Genomic DNA, 25,509 nt, shown 5'->3' with positions numbered 1-25,509 from the left:
ATGCTGGGAGATCATCGTTATCAGGAGGCTTTCCATGTCCGTCACCTTCAAGGGCAACCCCATCACCGTGGCCGGCACCTTCCCGAAGCCCGGAGACAGCGCTCCCGCGTTCCGCCTCGTGGGCGCCGACCTGGCCGAGCGCACGCTGGAGGACTTCGGGCAGCAGACCAAGGTCCTCAACATCTTCCCGAGCCTCGACACCGGCGTGTGCGCGGCCTCCGTGCGCCGCTTCAACGAGATCGCCGCCGGGCACCCCGACGTGGCGGTGCTGTGCATCTCCGCCGACCTGCCGTTCGCCCAGAAGCGGTTCTGCGGCGCCGAGAGCCTGGAGAACGTGACCACGCTGTCGCTCATGCGGGGCCGCGAGTTCCTGAACGACTACGGCGTCTCCCAGGAGTCGGGGCCGCTGGCCGGGCTGGCCGCGCGGGCGGTGATCGTGCTCGACGGCGACAACCAGGTGATCTACTCCGAGCTCGTGCCGGAGATCACGCAGGAGCCCGACTACGACGGCGCGCTGGACGCGCTCAAGTAGGCCCGCGCAGCGCCGCCAGCTCGGACTGGAAGGCCGCCGCCAGGTCGAGCAGGTGCTCGTCGCTCGTCGCGGTGTGCTGCAGATCCAGGATGACCTCGTGCACCCCGGCCTGCGCCGCGGTGGCCAGGTAGGCGGAGATCTCGGCGACGGTGCCGCTCCTGGGCGGCGTGCCGCCGTCGATGACCAACGGGTTGGAGCGCAGCACCATGCGCAGGCCGGCGGGGTCGCGGCCGGCCTGCTCCGCGGTGCGGCACACGGTCTGCCACATCGAGCTGAGGACGGGGATCGGCAGCGCGGCCGTCAGCCAGCCGTCGCCCCTGCGCCCGATGCGGCGCAGGGCCGGCTCGGAGAAGCCCGCCAGGTAGAGCGGCGGGCGCCGGGCCGGCTTGGGCTCGATGTGGCTGGGCGCGATCGTCCACAGCTCGTGCTCGAACGACACCGGGTCGGTGGTCCAGATCGCCTCCAGGGCGTCGAGCGTGGCCTCGTAGCGCCTGGCCCGGCCCTGCCACGGCACGCCCGCGGCGGCGTACTCGTCGGAGGACCAGCCCAGCCCGAGCCCGGCGTCGAGCCGCCCGCCGCTGAGGTGGTCGATCGTGGTGAGCGATCGGGCCAGGACGGGCGGGGCGTACCAGCAGGCGTTGAGGGCGCTGGTGCCCAGCCGTACGGTGGAGGTCGCCGACGCGGCCACCGACAGCACCGCGAACGGGTCGAGGAACACCCGGTGCGCCTCGGGGATGCGCCCGTCGCCCGCCGGGTAGCGGTCCTTAGGCGCGAGCGGCGTCAGCAGCCGGTCGCCGGCCCACAGGCTGTGCAGGCCCATCGACTCGGCCTCGCGCGCCACCCGCAGCACGCTCGACAGCCGCGCGAACCCGCCGTACTGCGGCACCGCCAGCCCGATCTCCATGGCCTCAGTCCTTCCTGCCTATGCCGCACAGGGCCAGCGACGACTGCGGGCCGTCGCGGAAGTCGATCAGGTCGGCCTGCTCGGGCCGCCACTCGGGCAGCCAGACCAGGCCGGGGTCCACCAGCTCGAAGCCCTCGAACAGCCCGGCGATCCGCTCCCGGCCGCGCAGCGTGAGCGGCGCGTCGGCGCCGCGGTAGACCTCGGTGGCCCGCTCGACGACCTCCGCCCTGGCGTCGCTGGTGCCGTGGGGACAGGACCAGGTAGCTGCCGGGGGCCAGCGCGTCGCGCAGCGTCGCGACGATCTCCTCGGGCCCGTCGCAGTCCTCGACGTAGTGCATGACCGACGACAGCAGCAGGCCCACGGGCCGGTCGAAGTCGAGCGCCCGCAGCACGTCGGGATCCTTCAGCAGCGCCTCCGGCTCGCGCAGGTCGCCCCTGACCACGGTCGTCTCGCCCTGGCCGGTCAGCAGCGCCCTGGCGTGCACGAGCACCACCGGATCACGATCGACGTAGACCACCCGGGCCCCGGGAGCCAGCTCGTGCACGTTGCCGCGCGCGGGCAGGCCCGTGCCGATGTCGAGGAACTGGCCGACGCCGGCCCCGGCGAGGAACCGCACCGCCCGGCCGAGGAACGAGCGGCCGGCCCGGGCCGCCGCGCGCAGCTCGGGAGCCACCTCGAGGATCTGCTCCGCCGCCGCACGGTCGGCGGGGAAGTGGTCCTTGCCGCCGAGAAGGTAGTCGTAGAGCCTGGCCACGCTGGGTGTATTCGGATCGAAGCCGAGCGACTCCCGCTGCAACCGTCGTCCCCCGATCACGAGTTAACGATCTTTGCCTGGAGTCTAAGGCTCCGGACCGACAAACGATCACCGGTTCCGCGGATCTAGGCTTGCCGATGTGGACGATGACACCGGCGCGGCCGTGCGGATCCCCGTGACCGTGCGGCGGATCGTCTCCCTCGTGCCCTCGCTGACCGAGTCGGTGGCGGCGACCCTGCCGGGCGCGCTGGTCGGGGCGACCGACTGGTGCTCGCACCCGGCCGGCCTCGACGTGGCCAGGGTCAGGGGCACCAAGAACCCCGACCTCGACGCCATCAGGCGGCTCGCCCCCGACGTGGTGCTCGCCAACGCCGAGGAGAACCGGCCGCCCGACCTGGAGGCGCTGCGCGAGGCGGGCGTGGCGGTGTGGGTGACGCGGATCGAGACGGTGGAGGAGGCGTTCGCGTCGCTGGAGCGCATGTTCGCCGTCGCGTGCCGTACGGAGCCGCCCGGGTGGCTGGCCCGGGCGAGGCAGGCGTGGCGGGTGCCGTTCGACGGCCCGAGGCGTACGGCGATCGTGCCGATCTGGCGCCGGCCGTGGATGGTGGTGGGGCGCGACACGTTCACCGGCGACGTGCTCAGGCGCCTCGGCGTGGACAACCTGTACGCCGGCCACCCCGAGCGCTACCCCAGGATCCCGCTGCCCGAGCTGGTGGAACGGCGGCCCGACCTCGTGGTCCTGCCCGACGAGCCCTACGCGTTCAGCGAGACCGACGGCCCGGAGTCGTTCCCCGGCCTGAGGTGCGTGCCGGTCAGCGGCCGGCTGCTCACCTGGTACGGCCCCTCGCTCGTCGAGGCCCCCGCCCTGCTGCGCGCCGCCCTCAGCTGACGGCGCCCTCGGCCGACGAGCCCGGCCTCTCGGCCAGGGCGGCGTCCACGGAGGCGGGGGAGAGCACGTGCTCCATGACGATCACCGCCATCCCGACGATCCCCGCCCGGTCGCCCAGCGAGCTCGTCACGATCTCCAGGTTCCGCGTCGTGTACGGCAGGCTGCGCCGGTAGACGATCTCCCTGATGCCCGTCAGGTAGTGCTCCCTGGTCTCGGCCATGTCCCCGGCCAGCACCAGCACGCCCGGGTTGAGCAGGCTGACGGCCGTGGCCAGCACCACGCCGAGCGTGCGCCCGGCCTCCTGGACGCGGGCGATGGCCCCGGGGTCGCCGGCCTGCACGAGCCGGACCACGTCGCGGCTGGAGGACACGTCCAGGTCGGTGGCCACGGCGTGGCCGCTGGCCAGCGAGGCCACGCAGCCGCGCGAGCCGCAGGTGCAGACCCGGTCGTCGGTCTCGCGCAGCCGTACGTGCCCGATGTTGCCCGCGGCCTCCTCGACGCCGCGGTAGATCTGCCCGTCGAGGATGATGCCGGTCCCGATGCCGGTGGACACCTTGATGAGGACCAGCGAGTCGGTGTCGCGCCAGAACGACCACCACTCGCCCAGCGCCATCGCGTTGGCGTCGTTCTCCACGAGGATCGGCACGTCGAAGGTGGAGCCGATCGCCTCGCGCACCGGGTGGTCGTCCCATCCCGGCATCAGGAACGACCTGATCACCCGCCCGGTGGTGTGGTCGACCGAGCCGGGCAGGTCGAGGCCGATCCCGCACACCTCGCCGGTCGGCCGCCCCACCCTGTCGAGCATGCGCTGGAACGCCTCGCGCACCCACGACAGCACGGCGTCGGGGCCGAGCTCGATGCGCATCTCGGTGTGTTCCTCGGCCATGGGGCGGGCGGCCAGGTCGGTGAGCGCCACCCTGGCGTGGGTGGCGCCCAGGTCGGCCACCAGCATCAGGCGCCTGGTGGCGTCCACGTCCAGCACCGAGGGCGGCCGCCCGCCCCCCGAGGTGCCGACGCCGGACTCGTGGATGTAGCCGGCGTCGATGAGCCGGTCGACCCGGTCGGTGATCGTCGACCGGGACAGGCCGGTGAACTCGATCAGTTCCTTGCGCGTCCGGCAGGAGCCATCGCGGATGAGCTGGAGGATCTGCCCTGCCGTCAGCATGGTCTATCCCTTCTCCGCTCCTGCGGTGAGGCCCTCCGTCAGCAGGCGCTCGCTGGCGAAGAACACGATCACGATGGGCAGCGTGAGCACCACCGATCCTGCCATCAGGACCGTCGTCGGGATCTCTATGCTCCCCGCGAGCTGAGAGAGCCCCAGGGACACCGTCCAGCTCTCCCTTCTCTCCACCAGGAAGAGCAGGGCGAACAGGAACTCGTTCCAGGCGATCATGAACGCGTAGAGGCCGGTGGCCATCAGCGCGGGCTTGGACAGCGGCAGCACCACGCGCCAGATGGTCGACAACCTCGTGCACCCGTCGATCGCCGCCGCTTCCTCCACGCTCTGCGGCACGGTCTCGAAGTAGTTGCGGAGCATGTATACCGTGACAGGCACCGTTTGCGCGATATACACGAGGATCAGTCCGATCAGGGACCCCCGCAGCCCGATCATGGTGAAGAGCACGAACAGCGGGATGGCCAGCACGATCGCCGGGAACAGGTACACCGCGAGGAAGAGGAAGTGCACCTGGCGGCGGCCGAAGAAGCGCAGCCGCGCCACCGCGTACGCGCCCGGGATCGAGATCAGCAGCGTGACCGCCACCGAGGAGACCGCGATGATCGCGCTGTTGCCGAGGAAGGTCAGGAAGCCCTGCCGGGTCAGCACGTTCACGTAGGTGTCCAGGGTGAAGCTGCGCGGCCAGAGCGAGCCCGGCTCCAGGATGAGCTCCTGGATGTCGCGTACCGACAACATCACCATGTAGAAGAACGGGAACGCGGTGATCAGGAAGAGGAAGGCGATCACCAGCGGCCTGAGCACCCTGAGCAGGCCCCGCTCGAACCTATCTCTGGTCATCGCGCTCACCTCCCGCGAAGAACCTCAGGTAGATGACCAGGAAGACCACCAGGAAGACGGCCAGCACGATGGCCTGCGCCGCGGAGGCGCCGATGTCGTCGCGCGAGGTCAGGAAGTTGTAGACGCGCACGCTGACGACCTCGGTGCCGGCCCCGCCGCCGGTCAGCAGGTAGACGTCGTCGAACTTGGTGAAGGTGAACACGAACCGCAGCACCGACAGCAGCGCGATGATCCGCCACAGCTGCGGCATGATCACGTACCGGAAGCGCTGGGTGGGCGTGGCGCCGTCGACCACCGCGGCCTCGTCCAGCTCGGCGGGCAGCGCCTGCAGGCGGGCCAGGATGAACAGGAAGGCGAACGGGAAGTACCGCCACGCCTCGAACGCGATCACCGTGAGCAGCGCCACCGGCACCTGGAGGCCCAGGAACTCGCCCCTGGCCTGGGTGAGGAACGCGATCGGCTCGCTCAGCCAGGTGTTGACGATGCCGTACTGCGGGTTGAGCATCGTCTCCCACAGGAACGCCACGGCCACCACCGGAGCCACGTACGGGATCAGGATCGAGGCCCGCACCAGGGTCCTGCCCCTGAACCTGTCACGCAGCGCCAGCGCCGTGACCAGCCCGATCGCGATCGACAGCGCCGTGCCCGCGACGGTGTAGACGAGCGTGTTGACCAGGGACGACCAGAAGCCGGGCTCGGACATGACGTAGGTGAAGTTCTCCAGCGTGTAGTGCCCGAAGACGCCCACGCGCCGGATGTTGATCAGCCGCGCGTCCTGGAACGCCAGCATGATCGCCCACAGCAGCGGCAGCACCACCACGACCAGCGTGATGATCAGCGTGGGGGAGATGAGGGCCAGCCCGGCGCGGCCCTCCTGCTCGCGCAGCGTCCGCCCGCGCCGCGGGGGCCTGCGGTGTTGCGGCGCCTGCGGCCTGCGCGCGGTCGCCGTCACTGCCGGATCCCGCGCTTGATCGACTCCACGTCCGCCTTGGCCTGGGCCGCGGCGGCCTGCGGGGTCAGCGAGCCGTCGGCGACCGCGCTCAGCGCCTTGGGCACGGGCAGCTCGCCCATCGTGGCGCCGACCAGCTTGCCCTGGCCCTGCGGGATACCCCACCGGGCGAAGGTGTCAGGGCTCTTGCGCAGCGCCTCCAGCACGTCGGCCGGGTAGACGTCGGCCAGCGGCTTCTTGGAGTCGACGCCGGCGGGCAGCTTGTTCCACCTGTCCTCGAAGCCCCTGCGGGTGGGGAACTTGCCCTCGGGCGCCATCCCGATCCAGCGCTCGTACCCCTCGTTCATCATGTAGGAGACGAACGTGCTCGCCGGGTCGGTGGCGGCGTCGCGGGTGATCGCCCAGGAGACGATCTCGCCGTACTGTGCGGGTGCGCTCCCGTCGGGCCCCTTCAGCGCCGTGACCACGCCGGTGTTCTTCGCCAGCCACTCGGGGTCCTCGCGGCACTCCTGGCAGCTCGGCAGCGCGTCCTTGCGCAGCCCGGCCATCTCGTCGAGGATGAACGACGACCAGATCATCATGGCCGCCTTGCCCGAGAAGTAGGTGGCCCTGGTCGAGTCGACGTCCTGCTTGCCCTTGACCGAGTAGTTCTTCGCCAGGTCGGCGTAGAACTCGAAGGCCCGCGCGCACTGCGGCGAGTCCAGGGCGACATTTCCGGAATTGTCGACGAGCTGGCACCCGTTCGCCTGCGCGATGTGCTCGAAGCTCTGCGCGGTGAACGAGTCCTTCGGCGCGATCGCCAGCGTGATGCCCGCGACCCCGCCCGTGTTCAGCTTCTCGGCCGCCGCCCGCAGCGCCTCGTACGTGTCCGGCGGCTGCAGCCCCGCCTTCTCGAACAGGTCCTTGCGGTACAGGATGAGCTGCGCCCACCCGTCGCTCGGCACCGCCAGCAGCTTCCCGCCGGAGGTGTCGAGCTCCAGCGCGCGCGGCGAGAACGTGTCGCGGCCGAGCTGGTCGACGATCCTGCCGGGCGTCTCGGTGTCGAGCAGCTCGTTGGCCTCCATCTCGCGGATGGAGGCCAGCGGCAGGGCCCCGATGACGTCGGGCAGGTCGTCGGCCGCCGCGGCCGCGGTGAGGGTCTGGCTGAACTGGTCCTCGGCGACGCCGACCAGCTTCACCTTGATCCCGGTCTTCTGGGTGAACTCGGCGACGATCGTGTTCTGCACCGCCATCCGGTCCTCGAGGTTCTCCTCGGTCCAGACGGTGATCTCGTTCGACGGCTGCTCGCCACCGCCGTCCCCGCAGGCCGTCAGGGAGGCGGCGGTGAGCAGGGCGACAGAGAGGACGGCGGTTACCTTCGTCGGCATGGCACGCTCCTCTGGTTGGGGATATGCCGCCCTTTACCCGTGGACAAGAGACCGCAACGTGCGGTAGGCGATACCGAGACCGGTCTGTACCCTCTCCGTGCTTCCGCTCCAGACGGCGTCCTCGTGTTCGACGGAGACCACGCCGTCGTAACCGCCCTCGTAGAGCGCGTCGATCACGCGGGTCCAGTCGATCTGCCCCAGCCCCGGCACGCGGAAGCGGTACCACCCCTTTTCTCCGCTTATCGGGCCGTAAAAGCCGTAGTGGTTGATCTTTCCGGGAAGGAACTGCGTGTCCTTCGCCTGGACGTGCGCGATGCCGTCCAGGTACGGGGTCAGCGCCTCGACCGGATCGATCCCGAGCGCCACCAGATGGGACGGGTCGTAGTTGAGCTTGAGGCCCAATGAGAACATCCATTCCCATAGTTCGGGCGAGTAGGCCAAATTGCCGGGATATCCATCGGGATGCCAGCTTTTCATCACGCAGTTCTCGATGACGATCTCGACGCCGTGCTGCCGGGCGTACTCGACGAGAGGGCCGAAGACGTCGGTCGCCCGGGCCAGGTTCTCCCGGACCGGCAGCCCCGGATCGCGGCCCACGAACGTGCCGACCGTCGGGCAGCCCAGTGCCGCGGCGGCCTCGATACACCGTCTGACGTGCGCGTTCACTTCCTTCCCTGTCGTAGGGTGGAGATTGTTCTCGTAGTAGGCGATCGAGGAAAGCGTCAGCCCGGTCTCCGCGAAGATTCGCCGGACTCGTTCGCGTTCGACGTCGTCGAAACGATCCACTCTGATGTGATTTCGGTCATCCGGATCCGGCCAGCCGGCCACTTCCAGGGCCTCGAAGCCCTGGGTAGCGGCCCAGCGAGCAATGTCGGTAAGGTCGCTTTCCGGAAGACACGCTGTCAGAAACCCCAATTTCATCTGTCACCTCCGACGGAAGTCGTAGACTTAAGCGTGTTACGAGCGCAACTATCGTGTGCAAGGTAACGCTAAATCTTCGACTTTTGTTTGATCAAAAAGCGTAAGTGTGGGGAATGCGCGTCATCACCTTCGAAGAGCCAGGCCATGTCCGCGTCAGCCTGGAGTCGCCCGCCGAGCTCGAGCCGGGCACAGTGCGAGTTCGCACTCTCTATTCAGGAGTCTCAGCGGGCACCGAACTGACCGCCTACCGCGGCACCAACCCGTATCTCACTCGCAAGTGGGACCTCGAGCGCCGGCTCTTCGTCGAGGGCCAGACGCATGCCTACCCACTCAGTGGCTGGGGCTACCAGGAAGTCGGCGAGGTGGTGGAGGCCGCGCCCGATGTGGCCGACCCGCCGGTCGGCAGTCTGGTGTGGGGCATCTGGGGCCACCGCGCCGAGGCCGTCCTCCCGGCCGAGAAGCTCGTCGGCCACGTCCTGCCGCCCGGCGCCGACCCCCTGACCGGCGTCTTCGCCCGCGTGGGCGCCATCGCGCTGAACGCCGTGCACGCCGCCGACGTGCACCTGGGCGACCAGATCGCGATCTTCGGCCAGGGCGTCATCGGGCTGCTCGCCACCCGGCTGGCCGTGCTCAGCGGCGCCCGCGTGGTCGCCGCCGACGCCATCCCCGACCGGCTGGAGCTGGCCAGGAAGTTCGGCGCGGCCGAGACGTTCGACGTGGCCTCCGGGTCGGTCGCCGAGTTCATGCGCAAGCGCGTCGTGGGCGCCGACACCGTCATCGAGCTCAGCGGCAGCCACCTCGGCCTGCACGAGGCGATCAGGACCGTCCGCAAGGGCGGCCGCGTCGTGGCCGCCGGGTTCTACCAGGGCGACGGCATCGGGCTGCGGCTCGGCGAGGAGTTCCACCACAACCAGGTCCAGCTCGTCTCCTCGCAGATCGGCGGCGTCGCCTCGTGGCTGGCGCACCGGTGGGACGTCGAGCGGCTGCAGCTCACGTTCATGGAGCTCGTGCACCGCGGAGAGGTCGACGCCCGCGAGCTCGTCAGCCACGTCATGCCCGTGGACCAGGCCGCCGAGGCCTTCGACCTGCTCGACAAGCACCAGTCCGAGGTGCTCCAGCTCGTCTTCCAATTTGAGGAGTAAACAGTGAAGCTCGCCGTACAGGAGCAGCTTCTGCCCGGTCGCTCGCTGCAGGAGAAGTTCGCGTTCGCCCTCGATGCCGGCTTCGACGCCATCGAGCTGCGCGGCAAGGGCGACTTCCACTTCGCGGGCCGCCTGACGGAGCTCAAGCGGGCACTGGCCGACGGCGTGGAGATGCCGACGGTGTGCGTGGACATGCCGCACTTCATCGGCGACTTCGACCCCGCCAAGCGCAAGGACGCCATCCAGCAGCTCCGCTCCCAGCTCACGGTCATCGCCGAGCTGGGCGGGATCGGCGTCATGACGCCCGCGTCCTGGGGGCAGTTCTCCCGCCGCCTGCCGCCGTTCGAGCCGCCGCGCAGCCCCGAGGAGGACCGCGAGGTGCTGGCCGAGGCGCTGGGCATCCTCGGCGAGCACGCGCACCGCAACGGCGTGCTGATCATGCTGGAGCCGCTCAACCGGTACGAGAACCACATGGTCAACACGCTGGCCGAGGCCGTCTCGTACTGCGCCATGGACTCCATCAGGGTCGTCGGCGACACCTACCACATGAACATCGAGGAGGACGACCCCTGCCGCGCGCTGATCGACGCGGCCCCGTACCTCGCGCACATGCAGATCAGCGAGTCGAACAGGAACCAGCCGGGCACCGGGCACCTCGACTGGGGCGCGCAGCTCGCCACGCTCGACGCCGTCGGCTACGACGGTTACCTCGCCCTGGAGTGCCGGCTCCGCGGCGAGCCCGAGATCGTTCTCCCCCAAACCGCAGCATTCGTGAGGAAGTATCTATGATCCTCCGCGACGCCGTGCGCGTCCTGGTCAGCAACTGGGACGGCAGTTACACGGTTCCCTCCCGTCGCCTCTATCCCCACCAGTGGAGCTGGGACTCCGCGTTCATCGCGATCGGCAACGCCCGCTGGTCGCCGCGCCGGGCCCGGACAGAGCTGCTGAGCCTGTTCGGGGCCCAGTGGTACGACGGCCGGGTGCCGCACATCGTCTTCAACCCGCGGGTGCCGGAGGACGCCTACTTCCCCAGCTCCGATTTCTGGCGGGCGGCGGCACCCTCCGGGGCGCGGACCTCCGGCATCGTGCAGCCCCCCGTGCACGCGCTGGCCGCGTGGAAGACGTACCAGGCCGAGCCCGACCAGGCGTTCCTGCGCCGGATCTACCCCCGCCTGGTGGCGCAGCAGGACTTCCTGCGTGACCAGCGCCGCTCCGCCGAGGGGCTGATCTCGATCGTGCACCCCTGGGAGTCGGGCATGGACAACAGCCCGGCCTGGGACCTGCCGCTGGCCGCCGTGCAAGCGACCGCCACCGGGTTCGTGCGCAGGGACCTGCAGACGGTCAGCGCCGACGAGCGGCCCACCGACCGCGACTACGTCCAGTACGTCGAGCTGGCCCAGGCCTACCGCGAGTCCGGCTACCGCGAGCCCGGCGCGTTCCACGTCGAGGACCCGCTGTTCAACGCCGCGTACGGCCTGGCCGAGTCGACGCTGGCCACGATCGCCCAGGAGCTCGGCCTGGACCCGGAGCCGCACCACCGCGAGGCCGAGGCGGTCACCGCGGCCATGGTGGCGCACCTCTTCGACGGCAAGCTCTTCCAGCCGCGCGACATGCACAGCGGCACCCTGATCCACTCCAGCAGCGCGGCGGGCCTGACGCCGCTGATGCTCCCCGGGCTGCCGCCCGAGGTCGCCGACGCGCTGATCGGGACGGCGATCGACCGGTTCGGGCTGAACGACATGCCGCTGCCCAGCTACGCCCTGGACGCGCCCGAGTTCGACCCGGCCCGCTACTGGCGCGGCCCGAGCTGGGTCAACGTGAGCTGGCTGCTCTGGCAGGGGCTGCGGGAGCGCCGCCCCGACCTGGCCAGGACCCTCGCCGACGCGATGATGCGCTCGGTGAGCCTGTCGGGCTTCCGCGAGTACTTCAACCCGCTCACGCTGCGCGGTCACGGCTGCCGGGACTTCAGCTGGTCAGCCGCCCTCGTCCTGGACATCGTCGCGGAGCACAGCCTGAACGGTCTGAAGCCGTCGCGCCGCGAGTCCGGTCAGGAGTCGGGGCGCATCAGAAAAGCCGACGACATCAGTGATCACGTGCTCGCGTAGCGGGCCGCCGTGCCGCCTGAGCAGGGCGATGGTCTCGTGCGAGAGCCGCTCCCTGTCCCAGGCGTGGGCCAGGCCGCGCGGCACCCGGCCGATCTGGGCGCAGCGCAGGGTCAGCCCGTTGTGGTGGAACTCCTCGCCGAGGCGTACCTCGTCGGCGCCGTCGGTGTAGAAGGCCAGGTCAACCAGCGTGCCCTGGGGGCGCAGGAGCCGTAGCCCGAGCGCCAGCGCCCTGGGCCGGCCGCGGCACTGGAAGACCACGTCCGCGCCGCGGTCGTTCGGGGCGTGCCGCCAGCGGCGCTTGAGCACGACGGCGGGGTCGTCGCCGGTGGCCAGCACGCTCGCGCCGAGCGCCGCGGCGATCTCCAGCCTGGCCGGGGTCTCGTCCACGACCACGACCTCGGCCGCGCCGCCCGAGACGGCGAACAGGGCCGTCAGCAGCCCGACCACGCCCGCGCCCACCACCACGACGCGCCGCCCGCGCACGCCGTCGCCGAGGTCGCGCACGGCCGGGCCGTGCAGGTCGTGCGCCGCGTGCAGCAGGCCGTTGGCGCAGATGGGGCCCATGTGGGCGACGTAGATGCCGAGGATGGGGTCGAGGTCGCCCGGCAGCTCCACGAACCGGTCCGTCATCGGGTCGGCCACGTACGCCGTGCGGTGCCCGTAGCACATCGCGACCAGCGCGCCCTCGCTCACGGCCCGCGTCCGCGTCTCGGCCACCCTGCCGACCTGCATGTACCCGATGCCGCGCACCGGGTACGACACCGACGGCGAGCCCTCCAGGAACAGCCCGAGCGCCGGGTCCCACGTCGAGGTGAGGTAGGGGTTGGTGCCCTTGACGTAGGTCAGCTCGGTGCCGGCCGAGACCCCGCTGTAGACGGTCTCCACCAGGAAGCCGCCCTCGGGCACGTCGGGCAGCTTCTCCTCGACCAGGCAGACCTCGCCCGGCTCGTCGATGCTGAGAACGTTACTGGTCATCATCGAGCGTCACCGGCCTCCGTTCGACGGCGGACTTGGCGAGTGCCAGCGCAAGGCGGTGGGTCCGCAGCGCCTCCTCGTACGGTACGCGGACGTCGGCCCGCCTGCCCTGCACGGCGTTGATGAACTCCCGGTCCACCCGCACCTTGGCCTGGCCGTCGTCCTCGATCGCGCGCTCGCCGTCCACCAGCAGCCTGGTCTCGCTGACCTCCAGCGCGATCCCGTCGGCGCACACCTCCAGCCCCACCCGGTGCTTGCGGGTGAGCAGGCAGGAGGTGGCAAGCAGCCCGGCGGCCCCGCCGGAGAAGCGCAGCACCGCGGCCGTGGCCCGGTCCACCTCGCCGTTCACGGCGTTCTCGGCGGGCACCACGTGCACCATGGACACCTCGCCCACCAGCAGCCGGGCCAGGTCCAGGACGTGGACCGCCTGCTCCACGATCTGGCCGCCGGACCTGCTCGGGTCGAGCCACCACGCCACCGGTGGCACCTTGTCCAGCCAGTGGCCGAGCGCGAGCCGTACGGGACGGCCGGAGAGCAGGTCGCCGGCCTGCTGGACGATGTCCAGATAACGCCAGTGGTGACCGACCGCCGAAGGCAGAGATCTCCGCTCGATTTCGGACGCGATGGATTCTGCGGTTTTGAGATCCAGCGAAAGGGGTTTTTCCACGAAAATCGGGAGATTGCACGACAGAACATCATGTTCCGGGTTACCGTGCGCGAAAGGAGGCACGCAGACGTAGACGGCGTCAAGACCGCCGGCAGCGAGCAGGTCGGCATGGCCGGCATAGGCGGGGGAGCCATGCTTCGAGGCCAGCGCCTCGGCCCTGTGGGGATCGGTGTCGGCGATTCCAGCGATCGTGACATCGGGGAATCCGGACAGGACGTCAGCATGACGAGCGGCGACATTTCCGGCACCCACGATGCCGACACGGGTCATAGGGGACACAACCCGGCATATGCCACGTCTAGGCCGAATCAAACAAACATGTTCAAGTGCCCATGGACCGGGCAGAAGCCGTGACCTCATGAGATCGGGGCTGATGCATGGAGACAGATATGCGAGCCTTGGCCAGGGTCCAGGAGTGGTACGGCCCGCACTCGAGCACCGCAGCAGAGTGGCCGGTGGACGCCTTAATGATGGCCAAGGGAGACACCACGGTCAGCGTGGTGCTTCCCGCACGCGACGAGGAGAACACGGTGGGCGACATCGTCGCCGCCATCCGCCGTGACCTCGTCGAGCGCACACCGCTCGTCAACGAGATCCTCGTCGTCGACTCCAACTCGACCGACGCCACCGCCCAGCGGGCCCGCGAGGCGGGCGCCCGCGTGGTGGCGCAGGGAGAGGTCCTCTCCCACCTCCCACCCCTCACAGGCAAGGGCGAGGCCCTGTGGAAGGGGCTTGCCGCCTCCAAGGGCGACATCGTCGTCTACATCGACGCCGACCTGCGCAGCTTCGGCGCGCACTACGTGTCGGGCCTGGTCGGCCCGCTGCTGGTCGACGCCGACACCCAGTTCGTCAAGGCGACCTACGAACGGCCCTACATCGGCTCGGACGGCGCCGCCCAGCAGGGCGGCGGCGGGCGCGTGACCGAGCTGGTGGCCAGGCCGCTGCTCAATATGTTCTGGCCGGAGCTGGCCGGCTTCGCCCAGCCGCTCGGCGGCGAGTACGCCGCCCGGCGCGAGGTGCTCGAACGGGTGCCCTTCGTCACCGAGTACGGCGTGGAGTTCGGCCTCCTCGTCGACCTGCTCCAGCTCATCGGGCTGGACGCCATGGCGCAGGTGGACCTGGGGCACCGCACGCACACTCACCAGTCGATCCCCGCACTCGGCCGCATGGCCGGGCAGATCATGCTCACCGCCTGGTCCCGCCTGGAACGGCAGGGCCGCGTGCTCGCGTCGGAGCCCCCGGCGCACACGCTCCTGCAGTTCGGGCTCGAAGGGCAGGCCGACCTGGTGGACGTGGCCGTGGCGGAGCGACCTCCGCTCGCCTCCCTCGTCCTGGAGGAGGATCTGGCATGAAAGTCCTGGTGAACGCGGGGCCGTGGCTCACGGTTCCGCCCGCCGGCTACGGCGGGATCGAGAACGTGGTGGCCACGCTGGTGCCCGCGCTGCGCTCGCGAGGCGTGCAGGTGGTGCTGGCCTCCGTCGGCTCCAGCACGCTCGAGGTGGACGAGCTGATCAGCGCGTACGACGACGAGCAGTTCAGCGAGCTGCAGAAACCGTACAACCAGGTCATGGGCATCACCCACGCCCACCTGGCCCGGGTGGTGGACGAGCTGCGCGGGCGCGACGACATCGACCTCGTGCACGACCACGTCGAGGTGGTCGGCCCCACGGTGCTCTCGGCGTTCGGCGGCCCGCCCGTCCTGCACACCCTCCACTGGGACCTGCACAAACACCCCGCCTTCTACGGCGCGTTCCCGCCGTCGATCGCGGTCAACGGCGTCTCGGAGTCGCAGATCGCCCGCGCCCCCGAGGCCCTGCGCGCCGCCTCGCTCGGCGCCGTCCACCTCGCCACCCCGCTCGCCGACCCGCTCACCGGCTGGGACACGCGCGCGGACCAGGGCGAGCACCTGGTGGTGATGGGCCGCATCTGCGGGCTCAAGGGCCAGCACGTGGCGGCCAGGATCTGCCAGAAGCTCGGGCTCCCGCTGGTCCTGGCCGGCCCGGTCAGCGGCCGCAACACCCCCGCCGAGCTGGACGTCGTCGCCCAGAACCCGTACCACCCGCTGCACAGCCACCCGGACGTGCGCTACCACCTCGACCAGGTCTCCCGCTACCTCGACGGCGACCTGGTCCGCTGGGTCGGCGCGGTGGGCGGCCCGGAGCGGGACTACCTGTACGCCTCGGCCCGCGCCGCGCTGTTCCCCATCCAGTGGGACGAGCCGGGCGGCACGGCGGTCGTGGAGGCCCTGGCACTCGGCGTCCCGCCCGTCGGCCTGCGGCGCGGCTGCCTGCCGGAGATCATCGACCACGGCCGCACCGGCTTCCTCGCCGACACCGAGGCGGAGCTGGCGGAGTGGGTGCTCCGGGTCGGCGACATCGACCCGGAGGAGTGCCGCCAGGAGGCCTTCCGCCGCTTCTCGCCGTCGGTGATGGCGGACCGGTACCTGGACCTGTACGAGAAGGTCCTCTCAGGTCGATGACACCGCCTCCGCCGGGCGGGTCCTGAGCGCCAGCCGGGCAGGGAGAGCCGTGGCCAGCAGGGCCAGGGCCGTCGCGGCGGCGATCACCAGCGCGTACGCCACCGGCGGCACGTACGGCACCGCCGACCCCGTCATCCCCGCCCCGAACGCCGCCAGCGTCACCACCGCCACCACCGTGCCCGTCACGGCGGAGGCCAGCACGGCGCAGAGCGTCTCCAGGCGCAGCATGCGCAGGACCTGACGCCGGGTGGTGCCCGCCAGGCGGAGCACGGCCAGCTCCCTGGCCCGGCCCGAGGTGGCCATGGCCAGGGTGTTGACCACGGCGATGGCGGTGAAGGCGATGATCAGGCCGAGCGCCACGAAGGTGACCTGCGGGTCGGCGGAGCCGGTGGTGGCCGCCTCGGGAGCCGCCCCCGGCAGGGTGACCCCGGGGGCCGAGACCAGGAGGGTGCCCGCCGGGTCGTCCACGTGGCCGCGTACCAGCTCGTACGGCAGCGTCACGTCGCCGAAGCCGAGGCCGCGGGAGTAGACGGCGGCCACCTTCAGCGTGGCCGGGGTGCCGTCGCCGAGCGTGAGCCTGGCCTGGTCACCCGGCGAGAGCGAGAGGTGGGCGGCGGCGGTGCCGCTGAGCGCCACCGAGCCGGGGCCGAAGCCGTCCATCGTGCCGGAGACGATGCCGAGGTCCATCGTGCGCGGGTCGTACGTGACGGCCTGGGCCTGGTACTTGTCCAGGCCGAACCGCACCGAGGTGCGCAGCACCCGCGTGACGGCCTGGACGCCGGGAATCCGCTGGATCTCCTCGGCGGAGGCGCCGGGCAGCACGTGGTCCGCGCGGGTGCCGGCGGCGGCCTGCTCCTGGGCGGCGGCGCCCATCGTGGTCTGGGCGAACAGGATCGTGCAGGTCATCGCCACCATCAGGGTGAGCGGCGACAGCACGGCGGCCAGCGCCCTGGGGGTGGCGCGCAGGTTCCTGGCGGCCAGGAAACCGCTCCCGCCGGCCCACGGCAGCGGGACCAGCCGGACGGCCCTGGCCAGGAGCGGCCCGAGCACCGACACGGCGACCGTCCACAGCAGCGCGGTCAGCATGGTCACCGGGGTGGCCGCGGCTTCCGTGTCCAGCCCCGACAGCACCAGGGTGAGCGCCACGGCCCCGGCCACCAGCACCGGCCCCGCCACCAGCCGCCACCGGGGCAGCCGTCCGCCGTCGAGGGCGGCCTCGCCGAGCGCCTCCACCGGGCGGATCCTGGCCAGGCGGCGGGCCGAGACGCGGGCCGCGGCCCAGGCGGCGGCGACGGTGGCGAGCAGTGCGGCCAGCGGCGGGAACGGGCTGACGACCAGCGACAGATTCGCCGGGGTCGCGCCGAGCGACACGAAGATCGAGTGCAGCCACAGGCCCAGCCCGACCCCCGCGGCCGCCCCCGGCACCCCCGCCAGCAGGCCCACCACCAGCGCCTGGCCGCCCACCAGCCGGCGGACCTGGCGCGGCGTGGCGGCCACGGCCCGCAGCAGCGCGAGCTCCCGCTGGCGCTGCTGGATCGACAGCGCGAACGTGCCCACCACGACGAGGATCGCCACGATCAGCGACGTCCCGGCCAGCGCGCCGCCCATGCTGATCAGCTTGACCCTGGCCTGCTCCGCGTCCAGGAACTCCAGCCTGCCGCGCTCCTCCCCGGCATACAGCACGGTACCCTGCGGCGCCCGCGCGACGGCGGGGAAGACGCCGGCGGCGCTGACCATGCCGGGGTGCCCGGCCAGGCGGCGGGCCTGCGCGGTGCTGAAGAACACGGTGTCCTGGCTCGGCAGGGCCTGCGCGGTGACGCCCACGACCCGGTAGCCGCGCAGCCGCGCCCCCACCTCCAGCCCGGCGCGGGCGTCCACCACGATCTCGCCGCCGGCCCGCGGCTCGCGCCCCCGCGCGATCGTGAACGGGGTGAGCGCGGCCGACTCCCAGCCATGACCCGTGTACGGGCCGAACGGGAACGTCACCTCGGCCACCACCTTCGACACGCCGGGCGTGCGCCGCAGCGTCCCGACGACCGACTCGGGCAGCCAGGCCCGCTCGGCCAGCGGCTTGGCCTTCGTCTTGGTCTCGCCGTCGCCCTTGTCGACGGTCTCCCGTACGAACTGGTCGGCGGCCACGATCACGGGCGCGCCCGCGTACCGTTCGGGCGAGACCGAGCCGCGCAGCCCGGTCTCCAGCAGCATCAGGCACGCGCACACCAGCGCGGCCGCGCACAGCAGCGCCACGAACGCGCCCGCGAACGCGCCCTTGCGGTCACGCAGCGTCTTCCACGCGAAGCCGATCACTTCCACGCCCCCAGCCTGGTCATCCGCTCGGCCACCTTCTCCGGAGTGGGGCCGCTCATCGAGTCCACGATCCGGCCGTCGGCCAGGAACAGCACGGTGTCGGCGTACGAAGCCGCCAGCGGGTCGTGCGTCACCATCACCACGGTCTGCCCCAGGCCGTCGACCACCTCGCGCAGCAGCCGCAGCACGTCCCTGGCCGTCATCGTGTCCAGCGCCCCGGTCGGCTCGTCGCCGAACACCACCTCGGGGCCGGTGATCAGCGCCCTGGCGATGGCCACCCGCTGCTGCTGGCCGCCCGAGAGCTGCGCGGGACGGTGCCCGGCGCGACCCTCCAGGCCCACCCTGCGCAGGATCTCCTCCAGCCGGCCGCGCGGCACCCGGGTGCCGGACAGGCGGAGCGGGAGGGTGACGTTCTCCACCACGTCGAGCGCCGAGACCAGGTTGAACGCCTGGAACACGAAGCCGACCCGCTCCCTGCGCAGCTCGGTCAGCTCGGTCTCGCCCATCCCGGCCAGCTCGGTGCCGCCAAGCCGCACCGAGCCGGACGACGGCACGTCCAGCCCCGCCGCGCAGTGCAGGAACGTGCTCTTGCCCGACCCCGACGGCCCCATCACCGCGGTGAACGAGCCGCGCGGGATGCCCACCGACACCTCCCGCAGGGCCGCCACCGCGCCCTGACCCTTCCCGTACACCTTGCTCACGGCGTCCAGCCGCACTGCCTCTGTCATGTCCTCCAGCGTGCCGACCAGCGCGTACGCGCCCCAGAGAGCCCGTCACCGATCACCCATGACGTCATCATGATCCGGACACTGGTGGACAATATCTACGTGATTCGCATACTTCTGGCCGAAGACCAGGCGGTCATCAGGGGCGCCCTCACGGCGCTGCTCGGGCTGGAGCCGGACCTGGAGGTGGTCGCCTCCGTCGAGTCCGGCGCCGCCGCCGTCGCCTCGGCCGCCGTGGAGCTCCCCGACGTGGCCGTCCTGGACATCGACATGCCCGGCGAGCTCGACGGGCTGGAGGCCGCCGCGCGGATCAGCGCCCGCGTGCCGTCGTGCCGCACGCTCATGCTCACCGGGCACGGCAAGCCGGCGCACCTCAAGCGGGCACTGGCGGCGCAGGTGGGCGGGTTCCTGCTGAAGACCGCGCCGCCCGAGGAGCTGGTGGGCGCGATCCGCGACGTCGCGGCGGGCAAGCGGGTTCTGGACCCGTCGCTGGCCGTCACGGCGTGGGACCTGGCCGACAACCCGCTCACGCCGCGCGAGGCCGACGTGCTGCGGCTGGTCGCCGACGGCCTGGACGCGCCCGAGATCGCGGCGCGGCTGCACCTGACCGCCGGGACCGTGCGCAACTACCTGACGGCCATCGTGGCCAAGCTGAACGCCCGCAACCGCACCGACGCGGTCCGCCTGGCCACCGAGGCGGGCTGGATCTAGCGCGCCATGGCCTGGACCAGGGGCGTAGCGGCGGGTACCAGCGGGGCCGTGGCGTCGAGCCGGAACCAGCCGTCCTCGACGCCGGTCGTGAGCCGGCCGTCCAGCGCCGCCAGGCGGGTCGTCAGGTTGCCCAGGCCCGACGAGCCGCGCCGGGCCTCGGCGGTGCGGGCGCCGTCGTTGCGTACGGTCAGGCGCACCCGGTCGCCCTCGGCGGCCGTGCCGATCACGCAGTGGCGGGCGGTGCTGTGACGCAGGACGTTCGTGACGGCCTCGCGCAGGACGGCGCTGAGCACGGTCTCGACCTCGGCGGGCAGCGGCGGGTGCGCCAGGCCGGCACGCACCTCCACGCGCGCCGCGCGCAACACGGACGCGGCGGACTCCGCCTCGGCGGCGAGCGAGAGGTCGAGCTGCTCGCCCGAGACCGAGCGCAGGTCGTGCTCGGCCCGCTCGGCCATCTCCAGCACGTCCGCCAGCTCCGCCCGCGCCCGGTCCGGCGGCAGGCGGCGGGCCAGCTCGCACTTGAGCAGGATCGCGGCCAGGTTGTGGCCGAGCAGGTCGTGCAGGTCGCGGGCGGCACGCAGGCGCTCCTCGACAACAGCCGAACGCGCCAGGTCCTCCCTGGCCGCCTGGAGCTCCTTCGCCAGCCCGGCCAGGCGCAGCAGGCTGTAGACGACCAGGCCGGTGACGAGGTTGCTCACGGTGACGTTCGCGGCCGCGGGCAGGGGCAGGCCGTACGCCGCGGCCACGGCCGCCGTCGCGGCGATGATCGCGGCGACCAGCGGCCAGGCCGTACGCGGGCGGAAGGCCAGCAGCACCGGGCCCGCCAGGAAGCCGCCCGCGCCCAGCCAGATCGGCCCGAACAGCGGGATCGGCGCGAACGCCAGCACCGCCATCACGCTCAGCGCCGTCATGTGCCGGCCCGTGACGGACCTGAGCTGCATGACCACGATGACGGCCAGCAGCGCGGTGGCGGGCAGGAGGAGGTTCGCCGGGATCTGGAGCAGGGCCTTGAGGCTGAAGCCGACCAGCACGGCGGCCAGGAGCAGCACGGACAGGTCCGCGGGCTCGCGCTCGTCCGGCCCCCGCTGCGGGGCGGGCAGGGCGGCCTCGACCGTGTGGCGGCCCTGGTCGGACAGGCCGCCGGCCAGCCTGCCGCCGGCGGCCCTGACCCGGGTGGCCAGGTCGCTCAGCGCGTCGTCCTCGGCGGTGCGGCGGCCGTCGTCGGTGACGCGCAGGGTCACCGTGCCGGACCGCTCCACGGTCTCGATCAGGCAGTGGCCGGCGGTGCCGCGGCGTACGACGTCGGTGACGGCCTCGCGCAGCACGGTCGCGAGCAGCGCGCCCGCCGGGCCCAGCGGCTCGGCGTGCCCGGCACGCACCTCCACGCTCACCCCGGCCGCCGCCAGCATGGCCCTGGCCGTGGTCAGCTCGGGGGTCAGCGACATCGCCCGGTAGCCGGCCGCCGCGGCCCGCGCGTCCGTCAGCGAACGCCGTGCCGCGCTCACCACCTCGCCCAGCTCCCCGGCCCCGGAGCCGCTCATGGCCCGGCGCACCCCGGCCATGATCGTCGCCAGCCCGCGCCCCAGGCCGTCGCTCAGCTCGGCCGCGATGCGCAGCCGCTCCTCGCCCACCGCCGCCGCGGCCAGCGCCCGGCGGGTGGCGTGCAGCTCGTCCACGCGCTCCACCAGCCGGATGAGCCCCGGCACGATCAACGTCATCAGCACCGTGGTGATCGCCAGGTCGAGCGTCGTGGCGACGTCGCCGCCCCGGGCGTACGCGATCACGACCGCGCTGAACACCACCCCGGGCGCCACCGCCCACAGCCGCGTGACCAGCAGCGACCCCGCCAGGAAGCCCAGCACGACCACGGACGCGCCGGACCCCAGCGTCACCCAGTAGACGAGCACGGCCTGCGCGGCCAGCAGCCACCACCTCCTGGCCCAGAGGGTGTAGAGGCACTGCACGGCGAACACGAGCACCACCCCGGCCGCGCCCGCCAGCACGTACACGCTGGACAACGCGGCCAGCACCGCCACCACGATCACTCGCGCCAGTAACACACCCGCAAGCCTAGGAGAAGCCCTTCGGCAGCACGGTGACAGGGCAGGCGGAGGCACGCAGCACCTTCATGGCCAGCTCGCCGAGGAACACCCGGTGCGGCTGGGCGTCCTCGCTCGCCGCGCACACCAGCAGCTCGCCGGGCAGCCACTCCACGTCCGCCAGCGCGGCCGTCACGTCGTGGCCCTCGGCCACCTCCGACTCCGCCTCGATCCCGGTCTGCTCCCAGGCCAGCCGGACGGCCAGCGCCAGGTCGTCCCTGAGCTTGCCCTGGTCCTCGGTGCGCAGGTCGAGGGTGATCAGCCGGAGCGGCACGCCCAGCCGCAGCGCCGCCTGCGCCACCTGGCCGACGGCCGCGTCGCACTGGGGCCGGTGCACGTACGCCAGCGTGAGGCGGCCGGGCTCGGTGGGCGGCACGTACTGGGCGGGTGCCACCATGACCGCCTCGGACGACAGGTGCAGCAGGTGGTCGGCGGTGGTGCCGATCGCGATGCGGCCGTGCTGCCCGCCGGACGCCGAGCCGACCACGATCAGGTCGGCCCTGATCCTGCTCGCCAGCACCGACAGGCCGCGCCCGGTGCCCCTGCTCTCGTAGGTGATGTACTCGGCGGGGATCGGCCCCAGCTCCTCGGCCGCGTGCGCCAGGTTCGCCTGCGCCTCGACCGCGAGCCCCGGGCTGCCGGGCGGGTAGATCGTGGCGATCGTGAGCTCGCCGCCGGTGACACGGGTGATCGCGGAACCGAGGGCGAGAGCGTCCCTCCCGCCCGCGTCGTTCGAGTATCCGACGATCACGTGCGCTCCGATCACGATTGCCCTCTTACCCGCTCTGAACTGGGAATACGCGGCCTTCCTCCGAACGTTGCAAACCTACGGAGGCGCAAAGAAAGTGAAGATCACCCTTGAAACCCGGTTCAACGGGTCCCTCGGTCCCGTCACCCTCCGCGAAGCGGTCGAGCAGCTCAGGGAGCGGGATCTGGCGTGCACGGTGGCCTCGGACGCCGTGGAGCGCAAGGTGACCATCTTCTCCGACTGCGTGGAGCGCGGGTTCACGCCGCTGCGCAGCGAGATCATGGCCGCCTACTACGTCGCCGAGCGCGACGCCACCACCGAGGCGTTCGATCGCGGGCTGATCACCCGCGGCGAGCTGGAGACCCGGCAGGCGGCGCTGGCCCGGCGGTTCCTCACTTAAGTCAAAGGTGCTTTTCGGCCGATTGGTCGAGGCATGTCACGCCTTCAGTCCGTAAGGTCGTGTCCATTGATCGTTCACGGATTGGACACGCGTGTACAACGACATCGTCGGCTTCTCGCTCACCACCCCCGCATGGCTGCACACCTTTGCCGAGGTCGGCACCGATGCCGGGTTATTCCTCTTCGCGGCGCTGTTCGTGGTGGCCGCCGTGCGAGCGTGGCGGGGGCCGGCGCGTGACCTGGCGCTCGTGATCGCCGGGCCCGCGGGGATCGTGGGCGCGTACGTGGTGAGCGAGGTCGTCAAGCTGCTCGTCCGGGAGGACCGGCCGTGCCGGGGCGGCGTGGCGACCATCGCCGCCTGCCCGCCCCTGGACGACTGGTCCTTCCCCAGCAACCACTCGGTCATCGCGGCGGGCGCGGCGGCCACGCTCGTGCTGGCCTGGCGCGGCCTGGCCTGGCTGGTGTTCCCGCTGGCCGCCGTCATGGCGTTCTCGCGGGTGTTCGTCGGGGTGCACTACCCGCACGACGTGGCCGCGGGCTTCCTGCTGGGCGTGGCGCTCGCCCCGCTGTTCACGCTGCTGCTGGTGGGAGCGGTCACCCCCGCCGTACGGCTCGCCCGCGCCCGCCTGCTCGGCGGCCAGAGCGAGCCCTCCCGGCCGGCCCCTCACGCGAACCCGTCGGCTCCTTACGCGAAGCCGCCGCTCGCGAACCAGCCGGCTCCTTACGCGGAACCGCCGATCGCGAACCGGTCGGTCGCCTCGATGAGCCGGTCCAGGATGCCCGGCTCCGAGTAGGCGTGGCCGGCGTCGTGGACCAGGTGGAACTCGGCCTCGGGCCACGCCTTGTGCAGGTCCCAGGCCGTGGCCACGGGCGTGCAGGAGTCGTACCGGCCCTGCACGATCACCCCCGGGATGTGCCTGATCTTCTCGACGTCCCTGATGAGCTGGTCGGCCGGCTCGAACCAGCCGCCGTGGCGGAAGTAGTGGTTCTCGATCCTGGCGAAGCAGACGGCATGCCTGTCCTCGCCGAACTCCGCCACCAGCTCCGGAGAGGGCAGCAGCGTGACCGTGCCGCCCTCCCATTGCGACCACGCCTTGGCCGCCGCCAGCCGGGCCGCGTCGTCCGTGCCCTCCAGCCTCCTGCCGAACGCGGCGATCAGATCGCCCCGCTCCTCCTCCGGGATCGGCGCCAGGTACCTCTCCCACAGGTCGGGGAACAGGTAGGAGGTGCCCTCCTGGTAGAACCAGCGCAGCTCCTGCGGCCGCAGCAGGAAGATCCCGCGCAGCACCAGCTCGCTCGTCCTGCCGGGGTGCGTCTGCGCGTAGGCCAGGGCCAGCGCGCTGCCCCACGACCCGCCGAACACCTGCCAGCGCTCGATGCCCAGGTGCTCGCGCAGCCGCTCCATGTCGGCCACCAGGTGCCACGTGGTGTTGGCGGACAGGTCGGTCGCCGGGTCGCTGGCGTGCGGCAGGCTCCGGCCGCAGTTGCGCTGGTCGAACAGGACGATGCGGTAGAGCTCCGGGTTCCACTGGCGGCGGTGCTTGGCGCTGCACCCGCCTCCGGGGCCGCCGTGGATCATGACGGCGGGCTTGCCGTCCGGGTTGCCGCAGACCTCGTAGTAGATCTGGTTTCCGTCGCCGACGTCGAGCAGGCCCGACTCGTACGGCTCGATGGGCGGGTACAGGGTTCTCATACGCCCCGATCCTGCCGCATCCCGTGGTCGGATCAGGCCGTGGACCACTCGTAACGGCTGAGGAACGCCCGATCGCCCGTCGCGTACTCGTTGAAGGACTGCCGCACCTCGTCCAGTTCGGGCACCATCGCCCGGACCATCGCCCCTTCCTTGTACTCCAGCTCGAACCCCGGCGAGACCTGCAGGAAGTGCTGCCCGAAGTTCACCAGCGCCACGAACGGGTTCTGCGCCGACATCGTCCCCAGCACGTCATGGATCAACCCGAGGTCGGGATCGTTGACCACCATCCCGTCCCCGGTGTGCAGCTGCATCCCCTCGTACACCCCCAGCGGCGCCACGTTGTGCACCAGATCCCGCTGAGGGTCGTAACACACCAGCCCGTGCGCCCGCGCGACCGTGAAGACCTGCGCCGACAGCTCGTCCATCGTGTCCAGGTCCATGCTCACCAGCACGTGCCCCGGATAGAGCGTGACCTCGCCCGGCAGCTCCTTGGCCACGTCGGGCTCGGCGTCGGCGCCGGGCGGGGTCCGCTTGACCGCCAGGTACGTCGCGCGCGCCTGGTCCCTGCTGATCGGCACCGGCTCGTCCCAGACCATCAACTCAACGCTCATCGGTCCATCTTGACGGACCGGTGCCGCCATCGCGCGTCATGGCCTGGGTTTTTCCGAATCCGGCACCAGCTCCACCGTGCAGTGCGCGCATCGGCGGGCCTCGGCCGGGATGTCGGACAGGCACTCGGGGCACTGCTTGGTCGCGGCCGACTTGTTCCGGTCAAGCAGGCTGATCAGCCGGGTCATCGGGGCCACGACCAGCCAGTAGACGATGGCCGAGATGATCAGGAAGGTGATCAGGTGGTTGAGGAAGTCGCCGTACTTGAACTGGCTGCCGTTGACGGTGAACGAGTACTCGGCGAAGTTCGGCTGCCGGCCGCCGGTGACCGCGCCGATCAGCGGGGTGACCAGATCGCGTACCAGGGCCTGGACGAGGCCGCTGAACGTGGCGCCGACGATCACGGCGACGGCGAGCTCGACGATGTTGCCACGGAGTAAGAACTGCTTGAAACCGCCCATGGGGACGGCACATTGCCGCAGAAGGCGCGCTGAAACCGGCCCGCCCGCTTGACGCCCG

At 71.5% G+C, this 25,509-nt stretch carries 25 protein-coding genes and 3 pseudogenes; 10 read left to right on the top strand and 18 right to left on the bottom strand.

Annotation, left to right across the window (positions count from 1 at the left end; genetic code table 11):
* The first annotated feature begins 34 nt into the window (after positions 1-34).
* Positions 35-532, top strand: a complete 498-nt coding sequence (tpx, locus tag HD593_RS48730; RefSeq protein WP_185109674.1) for a thiol peroxidase — start codon at positions 35-37, stop codon at positions 530-532.
* On the opposite strand, the gene HD593_RS48725 is transcribed toward tpx, so the two are convergent.
* The 3 genes and pseudogenes from HD593_RS48725 to HD593_RS64845 form a co-directional block, all read right to left on the bottom strand.
* A complete protein-coding gene (locus tag HD593_RS48725; protein WP_185109673.1) occupies positions 525-1,436 on the bottom strand; it encodes a TIGR03619 family F420-dependent LLM class oxidoreductase in 912 nt (303 codons plus the stop codon). The two genes, tpx and HD593_RS48725, sit on opposite strands and share 8 nt — an antisense overlap.
* Before the next feature lie 4 nt (positions 1,437-1,440).
* Positions 1,441-1,836, bottom strand: a complete 396-nt coding sequence (locus tag HD593_RS64850; protein WP_312904476.1) for an SAM-dependent methyltransferase — start codon at positions 1,834-1,836, stop codon at positions 1,441-1,443.
* Positions 1,796-2,191: pseudogene (locus HD593_RS64845) on the bottom strand (SAM-dependent methyltransferase); the annotation flags it as partial. The gene HD593_RS64850 and the pseudogene HD593_RS64845, both read right to left, overlap by 41 nt.
* A 139-nt stretch (positions 2,192-2,330) precedes the next feature.
* Here HD593_RS64845 and HD593_RS48715 point away from each other — a divergent pair.
* Positions 2,331-3,080: a helical backbone metal receptor gene (locus HD593_RS48715; protein ID WP_185109672.1), complete on the top strand. Its 750-nt coding sequence runs from the start codon at positions 2,331-2,333 to the stop codon at positions 3,078-3,080.
* Here the strand turns inward: HD593_RS48715 and HD593_RS48710 are convergent.
* Genes HD593_RS48710 through HD593_RS48690 form a run of 5 tightly spaced genes read right to left on the bottom strand, consistent with a single transcriptional unit; the run spans position 3,073 to position 8,331 of the window.
* Entirely contained in the window at positions 3,073-4,245 is a 1,173-nt protein-coding gene (locus HD593_RS48710) for an ROK family transcriptional regulator (RefSeq protein WP_185109671.1), read from the bottom strand. The genes HD593_RS48715 and HD593_RS48710 overlap by 8 nt on opposite strands.
* Before the next feature lie 3 nt (positions 4,246-4,248).
* The gene (locus HD593_RS48705; RefSeq protein ID WP_185109670.1) at positions 4,249-5,094 is read right to left on the bottom strand and encodes a carbohydrate ABC transporter permease; all 846 of its coding nucleotides are present in this window, start codon (positions 5,092-5,094) and stop codon (positions 4,249-4,251) included.
* Entirely contained in the window at positions 5,081-6,046 is a 966-nt protein-coding gene (locus HD593_RS48700) for a carbohydrate ABC transporter permease (RefSeq protein ID WP_185109669.1), read from the bottom strand. Before HD593_RS48700 ends, HD593_RS48705 begins: the two co-directional genes overlap by 14 nt.
* Positions 6,043-7,410, bottom strand: a complete 1,368-nt coding sequence (locus HD593_RS48695; protein WP_185109668.1) for an ABC transporter substrate-binding protein — start codon at positions 7,408-7,410, stop codon at positions 6,043-6,045. The genes HD593_RS48700 and HD593_RS48695 overlap by 4 nt, the downstream gene beginning before the upstream one ends.
* Before the next feature lie 33 nt (positions 7,411-7,443).
* Positions 7,444-8,331: a sugar phosphate isomerase/epimerase family protein gene (locus HD593_RS48690; protein ID WP_185109667.1), complete on the bottom strand. Its 888-nt coding sequence runs from the start codon at positions 8,329-8,331 to the stop codon at positions 7,444-7,446.
* 113 nt (positions 8,332-8,444) lie between these two features.
* Between HD593_RS48690 and HD593_RS48685 the strand changes: the two genes are divergently transcribed.
* The 3 genes and pseudogenes from HD593_RS48685 to HD593_RS65435 form a co-directional block, all read left to right on the top strand.
* Positions 8,445-9,473 (top strand): zinc-binding dehydrogenase, encoded by a 1,029-nt coding sequence (locus HD593_RS48685; protein ID WP_185109666.1) that lies wholly within the window; start codon positions 8,445-8,447, stop codon positions 9,471-9,473.
* A 3-nt stretch (positions 9,474-9,476) separates the two neighbouring features.
* Positions 9,477-10,262, top strand: coding sequence for a sugar phosphate isomerase/epimerase family protein (locus HD593_RS48680; protein ID WP_185109665.1), 786 nt, complete (start codon positions 9,477-9,479; stop codon positions 10,260-10,262).
* Positions 10,259-11,437, top strand: a pseudogene (locus tag HD593_RS65435) (MGH1-like glycoside hydrolase domain-containing protein); the annotation flags it as partial. The gene HD593_RS48680 and the pseudogene HD593_RS65435, both read left to right, overlap by 4 nt.
* A 9-nt stretch (positions 11,438-11,446) precedes the next feature.
* Here HD593_RS65435 and HD593_RS48675 read toward each other — a convergent pair.
* From HD593_RS48675 to HD593_RS65430, 3 genes and pseudogenes are all read right to left on the bottom strand, one after another.
* On the bottom strand, positions 11,447-12,556 hold the full coding sequence (locus HD593_RS48675) for a zinc-binding dehydrogenase (protein WP_246547145.1): 1,110 nt from the start codon (positions 12,554-12,556) through the stop codon (positions 11,447-11,449).
* A complete protein-coding gene (locus tag HD593_RS64840) occupies positions 12,543-13,031 on the bottom strand; it encodes a Gfo/Idh/MocA family protein (protein WP_312904292.1) in 489 nt (162 codons plus the stop codon). Before HD593_RS64840 ends, HD593_RS48675 begins: the two co-directional genes overlap by 14 nt.
* Before the next feature lie 159 nt (positions 13,032-13,190).
* Positions 13,191-13,490 (bottom strand): annotated as a pseudogene (locus HD593_RS65430) (Gfo/Idh/MocA family protein); the annotation flags it as partial.
* A 119-nt stretch (positions 13,491-13,609) separates the two neighbouring features.
* On the opposite strand from HD593_RS65430, the gene HD593_RS48665 reads away from it, so the two are divergent.
* The gene (locus HD593_RS48665) at positions 13,610-14,572 is read left to right on the top strand and encodes a glucosyl-3-phosphoglycerate synthase (protein ID WP_185109663.1); all 963 of its coding nucleotides are present in this window, start codon (positions 13,610-13,612) and stop codon (positions 14,570-14,572) included.
* Positions 14,569-15,699, top strand: coding sequence for a glycosyltransferase (locus HD593_RS48660; RefSeq protein ID WP_185109662.1), 1,131 nt, complete (start codon positions 14,569-14,571; stop codon positions 15,697-15,699). The genes HD593_RS48665 and HD593_RS48660 overlap by 4 nt, the downstream gene beginning before the upstream one ends.
* Here HD593_RS48660 and HD593_RS48655 read toward each other — a convergent pair.
* Together HD593_RS48655 and HD593_RS48650 are read right to left on the bottom strand one after the other, a co-directional pair.
* Complete coding sequence (locus HD593_RS48655) at positions 15,688-18,012, bottom strand: ABC transporter permease (RefSeq protein ID WP_185109661.1); 2,325 nt, start codon at positions 18,010-18,012, stop codon at positions 15,688-15,690. The genes HD593_RS48660 and HD593_RS48655 overlap by 12 nt on opposite strands.
* Positions 18,003-18,734 carry an ABC transporter ATP-binding protein gene (locus tag HD593_RS48650; protein ID WP_185109660.1) on the bottom strand — a complete coding sequence of 244 codons (732 nt, stop codon included), beginning with the start codon at positions 18,732-18,734 and terminating at the stop codon, positions 18,003-18,005. Before HD593_RS48650 ends, HD593_RS48655 begins: the two co-directional genes overlap by 10 nt.
* A 99-nt stretch (positions 18,735-18,833) precedes the next feature.
* Here HD593_RS48650 and HD593_RS48645 point away from each other — a divergent pair, with 99 nt between their 5' ends.
* Positions 18,834-19,442, top strand: a complete 609-nt coding sequence (locus tag HD593_RS48645; RefSeq protein WP_185109659.1) for a response regulator transcription factor — start codon at positions 18,834-18,836, stop codon at positions 19,440-19,442.
* On the opposite strand, the gene HD593_RS48640 is transcribed toward HD593_RS48645, so the two are convergent.
* Positions 19,439-21,502 carry a sensor histidine kinase gene (locus HD593_RS48640; RefSeq protein ID WP_221525348.1) on the bottom strand — a complete coding sequence of 688 codons (2,064 nt, stop codon included), beginning with the start codon at positions 21,500-21,502 and terminating at the stop codon, positions 19,439-19,441. The genes HD593_RS48645 and HD593_RS48640 overlap by 4 nt on opposite strands.
* Before the next feature lie 10 nt (positions 21,503-21,512).
* Entirely contained in the window at positions 21,513-22,307 is a 795-nt protein-coding gene (locus tag HD593_RS64830; protein ID WP_312904288.1) for a universal stress protein, read from the bottom strand.
* Between the two features lie 79 nt (positions 22,308-22,386).
* On the opposite strand from HD593_RS64830, the gene HD593_RS48630 reads away from it, so the two are divergent.
* Together HD593_RS48630 and HD593_RS48625 are read left to right on the top strand one after the other, a co-directional pair.
* Complete coding sequence (locus HD593_RS48630) at positions 22,387-22,689, top strand: hypothetical protein (RefSeq protein WP_185109658.1); 303 nt, start codon at positions 22,387-22,389, stop codon at positions 22,687-22,689.
* A gap of 91 nt (positions 22,690-22,780) precedes the next feature.
* Positions 22,781-23,482 (top strand): phosphatase PAP2 family protein, encoded by a 702-nt coding sequence (locus tag HD593_RS48625; RefSeq protein ID WP_185109657.1) that lies wholly within the window; start codon positions 22,781-22,783, stop codon positions 23,480-23,482.
* Here the strand turns inward: HD593_RS48625 and pip are convergent.
* The 3 genes from pip to mscL are packed head-to-tail and all read right to left on the bottom strand — an operon-like array spanning position 23,410 to position 25,451.
* On the bottom strand, positions 23,410-24,381 hold the full coding sequence (gene pip / locus HD593_RS48620) for a prolyl aminopeptidase (RefSeq protein WP_185109656.1): 972 nt from the start codon (positions 24,379-24,381) through the stop codon (positions 23,410-23,412). The genes HD593_RS48625 and pip overlap by 73 nt on opposite strands.
* A 32-nt stretch (positions 24,382-24,413) precedes the next feature.
* The gene (locus tag HD593_RS48615) at positions 24,414-24,992 is read right to left on the bottom strand and encodes a hypothetical protein (RefSeq protein WP_246547143.1); all 579 of its coding nucleotides are present in this window, start codon (positions 24,990-24,992) and stop codon (positions 24,414-24,416) included.
* 36 nt (positions 24,993-25,028) lie between these two features.
* Entirely contained in the window at positions 25,029-25,451 is a 423-nt protein-coding gene (gene mscL, locus HD593_RS48610; protein ID WP_185109655.1) for a large conductance mechanosensitive channel protein MscL, read from the bottom strand.
* Positions 25,452-25,509: the final 58 nt, after the last annotated feature.

Origin of the sequence: Nonomuraea rubra, assembly GCF_014207985.1 — a bacterium.
GTDB lineage: Bacteria > Actinomycetota > Actinomycetes > Streptosporangiales > Streptosporangiaceae > Nonomuraea > Nonomuraea rubra.
This window is presented reverse-complemented; position numbering and strand designations above follow the sequence as displayed.

Bases quoted from the DNA above. Each gene is read 5' to 3' on its own strand.
- pip (WP_185109656.1), bottom strand. From the start codon at position 24,381: ATGAGAACCCTGTACCCGCCCATCGAGCCGTACGAGTCGGGCCTGCTC.
- HD593_RS48710 (WP_185109671.1), bottom strand. From the start codon at position 4,245: ATGCTGACGGCAGGGCAGATCCTCCAGCTCATCCGCGATGGCTCCTGC.
- tpx (WP_185109674.1), top strand. From the start codon at position 35: ATGTCCGTCACCTTCAAGGGCAACCCCATCACCGTGGCCGGCACCTTC.
- HD593_RS48695 (WP_185109668.1), bottom strand. From the start codon at position 7,410: ATGCCGACGAAGGTAACCGCCGTCCTCTCTGTCGCCCTGCTCACCGCC.
- HD593_RS48690 (WP_185109667.1), bottom strand. From the start codon at position 8,331: ATGAAATTGGGGTTTCTGACAGCGTGTCTTCCGGAAAGCGACCTTACC.
- HD593_RS48685 (WP_185109666.1), top strand. From the start codon at position 8,445: ATGCGCGTCATCACCTTCGAAGAGCCAGGCCATGTCCGCGTCAGCCTG.
- HD593_RS48675 (WP_246547145.1), bottom strand. From the start codon at position 12,556: ATGATGACCAGTAACGTTCTCAGCATCGACGAGCCGGGCGAGGTCTGC.
- HD593_RS48615 (WP_246547143.1), bottom strand. From the start codon at position 24,992: ATGAGCGTTGAGTTGATGGTCTGGGACGAGCCGGTGCCGATCAGCAGG.
- HD593_RS48725 (WP_185109673.1), bottom strand. From the start codon at position 1,436: ATGGAGATCGGGCTGGCGGTGCCGCAGTACGGCGGGTTCGCGCGGCTG.
- HD593_RS48660 (WP_185109662.1), top strand. From the start codon at position 14,569: ATGAAAGTCCTGGTGAACGCGGGGCCGTGGCTCACGGTTCCGCCCGCC.
- HD593_RS48705 (WP_185109670.1), bottom strand. From the start codon at position 5,094: ATGACCAGAGATAGGTTCGAGCGGGGCCTGCTCAGGGTGCTCAGGCCG.
- HD593_RS48650 (WP_185109660.1), bottom strand. From the start codon at position 18,734: ATGACAGAGGCAGTGCGGCTGGACGCCGTGAGCAAGGTGTACGGGAAG.
- mscL (WP_185109655.1), bottom strand. From the start codon at position 25,451: ATGGGCGGTTTCAAGCAGTTCTTACTCCGTGGCAACATCGTCGAGCTC.
- HD593_RS48665 (WP_185109663.1), top strand. From the start codon at position 13,610: ATGCGAGCCTTGGCCAGGGTCCAGGAGTGGTACGGCCCGCACTCGAGC.